Genomic DNA, 8,017 nt, shown 5'->3' with positions numbered 1-8,017 from the left:
TGATGAACCCGGCGAAGGCGTGGCACCCCACGGTGTAGATCACCAGGCGGTGGTAGACCCTCTTGTTGGCCCACTTGCCGGCGTCGATCGTCTTCGGGCCGGCCACGGTGTCGGGGGCCTGGTCGGCGGTGGCGGCGGTGGTGGTGGGATCGGCCATGGGGATCTCCTCCAAGGGGTCTGACGGCAGGTCAGTGGGTCGCGGCGGGGCCGCCGCCGAGGCAGAGCTCGCCGCCGGGGCTCTGCAGCAGGGTGTGGACGAAGAGCAGTTCGACGCCGTCCTCGGACTCGGCGGCGATGCAGTGCGGGGTGAGCGAGTCGTAGTGGGCGGAGTCGCCGACGGCGAGGTGGTGGACGCGGTCGCCGAGGGTGACGCGGAGCGCTCCGCTCAGGACGTACAGCCACTCCTCACCGGGGTGGACCCGGACCACCGCGTCCTGGACGCCCGGCGGGACGTGCACCCGCAGGGCCTGCATGGCGCGGCCCGGGGCGCCGGCCCGGCGGTAGCCCCAGCCGCCGGCCCGGCCCGGCTCGATGGCGCCGCCGCGGACCACCGGGTCGGGCTCCACCATGGTCTCGCCGAGGAGACCGGAGACCGAGGTGCCGTACGCGCGGGCGAGGCCGAGGAGCACGGGCAGCGAGGGCTGCCGGCGGCCGGTCTCCAGGCGGGACAGATAGGCTGGGGAGAGTCCGACCCGCGCGGCTGCCACCTCCAGGGTGAGGCGGCTGCTGAGCCGGTGCTCGCGGAGACGGGCGGCGAGGCCGACGACCTCCTGGTCGTCGAGCTGGTCGGCCGCGTCGTGGGCGCCGGTGGTGCTGGTGGTCATGTGTCCAGTGGACACCTCGCGTGCCTCACGGGCAAGAATTTTGCCCCGGAGGCAAAACAGCCCAAATTCCAGGAATCGCCGCTCACGGCCGGGGGATGTTGCGCAGGTTGCTGCGGGCCAGGTCGATCATGCGTCCGACGCCGCCCGAGAGCACCGTACGGCTGGCCGCCAGCGCGAAGCCCTTCAGCTGGGCGGCGGTGATGTACGGCGGGATGGACAGCGCGTTGGGGTCGGTGACCACGTCCACCAGCGCCGGGCCGGGCCGTTCCAGCGCCTCCTCCAGGACCTCCCGGACCCTCGCCGGTTCGGCGACCCGCTTGGCCGGGATGCCCATCGCCCGGGCGATGCCCGCGTAGTCGACGTTCCCGTTGTCGATCTCGAACTCCGGGTAGCCGGAGACCAGCATCTCCAGCTTGATCATGCCGAGCGCGCCGTTGTTGAACACCACCGTCTTCACCGGCAGCCGGTGCTTGGCCACGGTGAGCAGTTCGCCGAGCAGCATGCCGATCCCGCCGTCGCCCGCCATCGCGATCACCTGCCGTCCGGGGCAGGCAAGTTGGGCGCCGATCGCGTGCGGAAGGGCGTTGGCCATCGAGCCGTGCAGGAAGGAGCCGATCACCCGGCGGCGGCCGTTGGGCTGGAGGTAGCGGGCGGCCCAGACGTTGTTCATGCCGGTGTCGACGGTGAACACGGCGTCCTCGGCGGCGACCTCGTCCAGCACCGAGGCGACGTACTCGGGGTGGATCGGCACGTGCTTCTCGATGTCCCGGGTGTAGGCGCCGATCACGTCCTCCAGCGACTTGCAGTGCTTGCGCAGCATGCCGTCCAGGAAGGAGCGGTCGGACTTGGCGTCCAGCAGCGGCAGCACGGCCCGCAGGGTGGCGGCGACGTCGCCGTGCACGGCCAGTTCGAGCGCGGTGCGGCGGCCGAGCCGGGTGGCGTCGTGGTCGACCTGGACGGTGCGCGCCTGCGGCAGGAAGGAGTCGTACGGGAAGTCGGTGCCGAGCAGCAGCACCAGGTCGGCGGAGTGCAGCGCCTCGTGGCAGGCGCCGTAGCCGAGCAGACCGCTCATGCCGACGTCGTACGGGTTGTCGTACTGGATCCACTCCTTGCCGCGCAGCGAGTGCCCGACCGGCGCGTTCAGCGCCTGCGCGACCTCCATCACCTCGCTGTGCGCTCCGCGCACCCCGGCGCCGCAGAACAGGGCGACCTTGCGGGCCGCGTTGAGCAGCCGGGCCAGCTCCTGGACCTGGGACCAGGGCGGGGCGGCGACGGCCTGTTCGGTGAGGAAGTGGCTGGTGCCGGTGGGCCCGGCGGTGGAGAGGGCGGCGACATCCCCGGGGAAGGCGAGCACCGAGACGCCGTGCGAGCCGAGCGCGTGCTGGATGGCGACCCGCAGCAGCCGGGGCAGCTGGGCGGGGGTGGAGAGCATCTCGCACCAGTTGCTGCAGTCGGTGAACACCCGCTCGGGGTGCGTCTCCTGGAAGAAGCCGGTGCCGATCTGCCCGGACGGGATGTGCGAGGCGAGGGCGAGGACGGGCAGGCCGCTGCGCTGGGCGTCGTACAGGCCCTGGATCAGGTGGGTGTTGCCGGGGCCGCAGGAGCCGGCGCAGACCGCGAGGCGGCCGCTGAGCTCGGCCTCGGCGGCGGCCGCGAAGGCGCCGGCCTCCTCGTTGCGGACGTGCACCCAGCTGATGCCCTCGGCCCGGCGGATCGCGTCCACGACGGGGTTGAGGCTGTCGCCGACGACCCCGTAGACCCGCTCCACCCCGGCCTGCCGGAGTACTTCCACCATCTGTTCGGCCACGCTCGCCACGGGTGCACTCCTTCGGTAGCCGCGGGACACCTGAACCCTCCGCCGGGGAGGGTCCAGGTGCAGCCGGAGCGTGCCGAACGGGTGAACGCGGGCTATTCGGCGGCCAGGTGGTCGTGCTGGCCGAGCTTGCCCGCGGCGAGGCCGGCCTGGGGCTGGCGGCGGGCGGGTTCACGGCCGGGCGGCTGGGCGCAGCGCTCCTGGGAGGGCGGGACGGTGGTCGGCAGGGTGACCGGACCGCCGGCCTTGACCTGCACCAGTTCGCCGTCGTGCCGCAGGTGGAGCACCTCGCCGCGGCGCAGCGTGTACGTCGTCCCCTCGTGGGTGATCCGGACGCCGAGCAGCTGGCCGCGCACCAGCAGCGAGAAGGAGAGCCGGGAGAGCCCGGAGGGCAGCCGGGGCCGGAAGTCGAGCGTGTCGCCGTGGTCGCGCAGGCCGCCGAAGCCGGCCACCAGCGCGATGCAGGCCCCGGCGAGCGAGGCCATGTGCAGGCCGTCGCGGGTGTTGCCGCCGAGGTCGTGCAGGTCCATCAGCGCCGCTTCGGCCGTGTAGTCGTAGGCGAGGTCGAGCTGGCCGACCTCGGCGGCGATGACGGCCTGGGTGCAGGCGGAGAGCGAGGAGTCGCGGACGGTCAGGCGCTCGTAGTAGGCGAAGTTGCGGGCCTTCTGCGCGTCGGTGAAGGCGTCGCCGCGGACCTGCATGGCGAGCACCAGGTCGGCCTGCTTGACCACCTGTTTGCGGTACAGGTCGAAGTACGGGTAGTGCAGCAGCAGCGGGTACTTCTCGGGCGGGGTGTTCTCGAAGTCCCAGACCTGGTGGTGGGTGAAGCCGTCGGCCTGCGGGTGGACGCCGAGGTCCGCGTCGTACGGGATGTACATCGCGGCGGCGGCGTCGCGCCAGGCGGCGGTCTCCTCGGTGTCGACGCCGAGGGCGGCGGCCTCGCGGGAGTGGCGGGTGGCGGCCTCGGCGGCGGCGCGCAGGTTCGACTGCGCCATCAGGTTGGTGTAGACGTTGTTGTCGGCGACGGCGCTGTACTCGTCGGGGCCCGTGACGCCCTCGATCCGGAACTTGCCGGCGACGTCGTGGTGGCCGAGCGAGCGCCACATCCGGGCGGTCTCGACCAGGAGTTCGAGGCCCCACGCGCGCTCGAACTCCTCGTCCCCGGTGGCCCGGATGTAGCGGGCGACGGCGGCGGCGATGTCGGCGCCGATGTGGAAGGCGGCGGTACCGGCCGGCCAGTACCCGGAGCACTCCTCGCCGCGGATCGTCCGCCAGGGGAACACCGCACCGGCCAGGCCGAGTTGGGCCGCGCGCTCGCGGGCGAGCGGGAGGGTGGTGTGCCGCCAGCGCAGGGCCTGGCTGACGGCGCCGGGCAGGCAGTAGGTGAGCACCGGCAGGACGAAGGTCTCGGTGTCCCAGAAGCTGTGCCCGTCGTAGCCGGGGCCGGTCAACCCCTTGGCGGGGATGGCCCGTTCCTCACTGCGGGCGCCGGCCTGGAGGACGTGGAAGACGCCGAACCGGACGGCCTGCTGGAGTTCGACGTCGCCCTCGATCTCGACGTCGCTGGTCTCCCAGAACTCCCGGAGGTAGTCGGTCTGTTCGGCGACCAGGCCGTCCCAGCCGGTGTACCGGGCGGCGGTCAGCGCGGCCTCCACCTGGTCCCGGACGGCGGGCAGCGAGCGGGTGCCGGACCAGCCGTAGGCGATGAACTTGGCGAGGCGCAGCCGCTGCCCGGGGTCGAGCACGGTGGTGACGCTGATCCGGCAGTGGTCGGCCTCGGACTCGGCGACGGTGTCGAACTCCTCGGGGCCCTCGATGACGTGGTCCATCCCGGCGGCGACCCGGATGCCGCTGTAGCGGGTGCGGTGCACCAGGACGCCCTTGGTGTCGCTCGCGTGGTGCGCCTCGGGTTGCAGCGGCGCCTCCAGGACGGCGGCGGCGCGCGGGTCGCCCTCGGGGCCGCCGGGCAGCTGCTCGTTGGCGACCAGCTCGGACTGGAGCACGATCCGCACCGGGCCGTCCACCGCCTCGACGCTGTACTCGACGGCGGCGATGGCGCGTTGGGTGAGCGAGACCAGCCGGGAGGAGCGCACCCGGATGGTCCGGCCGGCCGGGGAGGTCCACTCGGCCTCGCGGTGCAGCAGGCCCTCACGGAAGTCCAACCACCGCCTGTGGCTGAGGAGTTCGCCGTAGCGGAGGTCGAAGGGCTCGTCGTCCACCAGCAGTCGGATGATCTTGCCGTTGGTGACGTTGATGACGCTCTGGCTGGACTCCGGGTAGCCGTAGCCGCCCTCGCCGTACGGCAGCGGGCGCAGCTCGAAGACGCCGTTGAGGTAGGTGCCGGGCAGGCCGTGCGGCTCGCCCTCGTCCAGGTTGGCGCGCAGGCCGATGTGGCCGTTGGAGAGCGCGAAGACGGACTCGGCGCGGGCCATCGCGGCCAGGTCCAGGCCGTGTTCGGCGATCTGCCACGGGTCGATCGCGAAGTTGTCGGCAGGACTCATGCGCCCACCTCGCTGCGCTCGGCAAGGGCATTCGCCCAGACGCACCTCTTGATGATTCTCCCCCAGCCTCCGGCCGGGGGGACCCCCATGCTTCGCTCGCTCATGCCTCCTCCCCCAGCAGTTCGGCGAGGTCCTGGACGACCACGGTGGCGCCGTCGCGGCGCAGTTCGGCGGCCTGCCCGACGCGGTCGACCCCGACCACCGCGCCGAAGCCTCCGGCCCGGCCGGAGGCGACCCCGGCGAGCGCGTCCTCGAAGACGGCGGCGTGCGCGGGTTCGACGCCCAGCTCGCGGGCGGCGTACAGGTAGGTGTCCGGGGCGGGCTTGCCGGGCAGCCGCCGCTGCTTGGCGACCACGCCGTCCACGATCACGTCGAAGAGCTCCAGGATGCCCGCCGAGCGCAGCACGTCCCGGCAGTTGGCGCTGGAGGAGACCACCGCGCTGGGCAGCCCGAGCGCGCGCAGCCGGTGCACGTACGCCACCGAACCGTCGTAGGCGCGCACGCCCTGGTCGTGGATCAACCGCAGCACGGTGTCGTTCTTGGCGCGGCTGATCCCCTGCACGGTACGGGCGTTCGGCGGGTCGCCCTCGGTGCCCTCGGGCAGGTCGATGCCCCGGCTGCGCAGGAAGGCCCGGGTGCCGTCGAGGCGCGGGCGGCCGTCCACGTAGGTGTCGTAGTCGGTGACGGCGTCGAAGGGGACGAACTGCCCGCCGGTGCGGGCGGCTTCGGCGCGCAGGAAGGTGTCGAAGGTGTCCTTCCAGGCCGCGGCGTGCACCTTCGCGGTCTGGGTGAGCACCCCGTCGAGGTCGAAGAGGAAAGCACGGATGTCGTCCGGTAGCCCCAGCATGGGTGCAGTCTTACCCGGGAACGCGGGGGAAGCCGCCCATTCCCGGCGGCGCGTCGCCGGAAGGGCGGCCTCCGTGTGCCGCGTGTGCCGCGCGGGATCAGGGCGAGTCGGGCATCTGCGCCTCGGGGGCCTGGATCACCGAGAAGACCGCGCCCTGCGGGTCCTGGACGACCGCCATCCGGCCGGACTGCATGTCGAAGGGCGGCTGGATCACCGAACCGCCGGCCTTGACCAGGGCGTCCACGACGGAGTCGGTGTCGTCCACCGAGAAGTACGTCATCCAGTGCGAGGGGGTGCCGGCCGCCAGGTACCCGGGGATCGCCTGCATGCCGCCCACCGTGCGGTCGCCGACGTTCAGCGAGTAGTAGCCGTCCATGCCCTGGATGGTGGCCGGGCGCAGGCCGAGCGCGGGCAGGTAGAAGCGGCCGGCCGTCTCGGTGTCGGCGGTGTTGAGCTCGTTCCACACCAGCGCGCCGGGCTCGTTGACCACGCCCGCGCCGATGAAGTCCATCGCCTGCCAGACCCCGAACACCGCGCCGGTCGGGTCGGCGGCGACCAGCATCCGGCCGATCGTGCCGACGTCCATCGGGTCGTAGAGGACGGTGCCGCCGGCCCCGACGATGGACGCCCTGGTCGCGTCGACGTCGTCCGAGGCGAGGTAGGTGGTCCAGGCGACGGGCGGCGGCGGCTGGCCCTCGGGCCCTGAGCGCGCCATGATCCCGGCGACCGGGCGGCCGCCCAGCGTGCACACGGCGTAGCCGCCGTACTCGGCCGGACCGACCTTGCCCTGCCAGCCGAACAGGTCGCGGTAGAAGTCGAGCGCGGCCTGCTGGTCGCTCGCCATCAGGTCGACCCAGCACGGGGTGCCGGGGTTGTACGGATCGGTGACTACGGGCATTGCTGGGCCTCCCGGAGGCGGTGGTGGCCGGCGGTGGTCGTCGGGGCGGGCGCTCGGCCCGCCCGGTGGCGCCGTCCGCGCGAACGGCGGTACACCGCCCACCTTCGGCCCGCCGTCGCGTTCCCGCCACCGGACGGCGCCCTGGCGGGCGACCGGTCAGCGGCCGGTCACTCCTCGTCGTGGTGCCGGGTGGTGACGAAGAGCGGCTGCACCTTGCCGCTCTGCGCGTAGTCCTTGAGCCGGACCAGCAGTTCGGCCCAGGTGCCGGCCACCATCGGGACGCCCTCCTCGCTGCCCGGCTGCCAGCCGCCGTGCCGGAACAGCAGCCGGGTGCGCTCGGGCGCGTCCGGTTGGTCGGCGAGCTCCCAGCTGATCCAGGTACCGGCCCAGTGCGGAGGGAAGGATCCGGCGTTGGCCCACACCACCCGGTCGGGGTCGGACCGCTCCAGGCGCAGCCGGAAGGGCTCGGGGACGTCGGGGAAGTCGAACAGCAGCACGTCGCCCTCGCGGTCCACGGCGTCCGTCCACCAGCTGGTCAGCCCGTCGTGCGTGGTGAGCGCGGCGAGGACGACGGGCCGCGGGGCGGCGATGTCGAACTGCATGGCGATCTCGGGCATGGGGTCCGCCTCTCGGTGGCCGGTGCCCCCCTCTCCCCGAAACGATGGCACGACCCCCGGGCCCGCGCGCCCGGGAAGGCGCCGGTCCGGGGGTCGTGCCGCCCGTCCGGTCGGGGCGGTCAGCCGCCGCTGCCGTAGGTGGTGTTCGCGCAGATGTCGTCGTCCGCCGAGCGGGCGTCGTTGGTGACGGTGGTCGGCAGCGGCTGCGGGGGCGCCTGGACGCCCGGGGTGGTGGCGGCCGTGCCGCCGGCGGGCGTGCCGGTGGACATGCCCATGGCCGCCGCGAAGTCCTGGCCGACGATCACCGAGATGCCGCGGGCGCTGCTGGGCTCCAGGTCGGCGCCCGGGAACAGCGCGGCGACCTTCTCGGCGTTGGCCTTCTGCCCGGAGCCGTACTCGATCGTGGTGGTCTTGGCCTTGGTGCTCGCCCCCTGACCCGCCGTGGTGGCGGTGAACTTGGCGGTCTTCAGCTGCTCCGTCGCCTTGCCGGCCAGGCCGTTGAAGGTCGTCCCGTTGT

General features: G+C 73.1%; 8 protein-coding genes. All 8 read right to left on the bottom strand.

The genetic code is table 11. The annotated features are described in order from the left end of the window. A partial coding sequence (locus tag J0670_RS40580) for a DUF6126 family protein (protein ID WP_374223148.1) occupies nucleotides 1-157 on the bottom strand: 157 nt, incomplete at its 3' end. Nucleotides 158-188: 31 nt separating this feature from the next. Continuing rightward, nucleotides 189-824, bottom strand: a complete 636-nt coding sequence (locus J0670_RS22980; protein ID WP_207813539.1) for a helix-turn-helix domain-containing protein — start codon at nucleotides 822-824, stop codon at nucleotides 189-191. 82 nt (nucleotides 825-906) lie between these two features. Next, nucleotides 907-2,619, bottom strand: coding sequence for a pyruvate dehydrogenase (locus J0670_RS22975; protein WP_207813540.1), 1,713 nt, complete (start codon nucleotides 2,617-2,619; stop codon nucleotides 907-909). A 113-nt stretch (nucleotides 2,620-2,732) separates the two neighbouring features. Next, nucleotides 2,733-5,138 carry a glycoside hydrolase family 65 protein gene (locus J0670_RS22970; RefSeq protein WP_207813538.1) on the bottom strand — a complete coding sequence of 802 codons (2,406 nt, stop codon included), beginning with the start codon at nucleotides 5,136-5,138 and terminating at the stop codon, nucleotides 2,733-2,735. Between the two features lie 100 nt (nucleotides 5,139-5,238). Then, complete coding sequence (locus tag J0670_RS22965) at nucleotides 5,239-5,985, bottom strand: HAD family phosphatase (protein WP_207813537.1); 747 nt, start codon at nucleotides 5,983-5,985, stop codon at nucleotides 5,239-5,241. Nucleotides 5,986-6,082: 97 nt separating this feature from the next. After that, a complete protein-coding gene (locus J0670_RS22960; protein ID WP_207813536.1) occupies nucleotides 6,083-6,883 on the bottom strand; it encodes a VOC family protein in 801 nt (266 codons plus the stop codon). 167 nt (nucleotides 6,884-7,050) lie between these two features. Next, nucleotides 7,051-7,500, bottom strand: coding sequence for an SRPBCC domain-containing protein (locus J0670_RS22955; RefSeq protein WP_207813535.1), 450 nt, complete (start codon nucleotides 7,498-7,500; stop codon nucleotides 7,051-7,053). Between the two features lie 119 nt (nucleotides 7,501-7,619). Next, the coding region (locus tag J0670_RS22950; protein ID WP_207813534.1) for a LytR C-terminal domain-containing protein at nucleotides 7,620-8,017 on the bottom strand (398 nt) is incomplete at its 5' end.

This window comes from Streptomyces sp. FH025, assembly GCF_017427025.1.
Lineage (GTDB): Bacteria > Actinomycetota > Actinomycetes > Streptomycetales > Streptomycetaceae > Kitasatospora.
The sequence above is the reverse complement of the archived record's forward strand: the minus strand, read 5'-3'. Positions and strand labels throughout refer to the sequence as shown.

Excerpts from the sequence above, each read along its gene's own strand:
- J0670_RS22970 (WP_207813538.1), bottom strand. The coding sequence starts at position 5,138 with ATGAGTCCTGCCGACAACTTCGCGATCGACCCGTGGCAGATCGCCGAA.
- J0670_RS22975 (WP_207813540.1), bottom strand. The coding sequence starts at position 2,619 with ATGGTGGAAGTACTCCGGCAGGCCGGGGTGGAGCGGGTCTACGGGGTC.
- J0670_RS22980 (WP_207813539.1), bottom strand. The coding sequence starts at position 824 with ATGACCACCAGCACCACCGGCGCCCACGACGCGGCCGACCAGCTCGAC.
- J0670_RS22960 (WP_207813536.1), bottom strand. The coding sequence starts at position 6,883 with ATGCCCGTAGTCACCGATCCGTACAACCCCGGCACCCCGTGCTGGGTC.
- J0670_RS22965 (WP_207813537.1), bottom strand. The coding sequence starts at position 5,985 with ATGCTGGGGCTACCGGACGACATCCGTGCTTTCCTCTTCGACCTCGAC.
- J0670_RS22955 (WP_207813535.1), bottom strand. The coding sequence starts at position 7,500 with ATGCCCGAGATCGCCATGCAGTTCGACATCGCCGCCCCGCGGCCCGTC.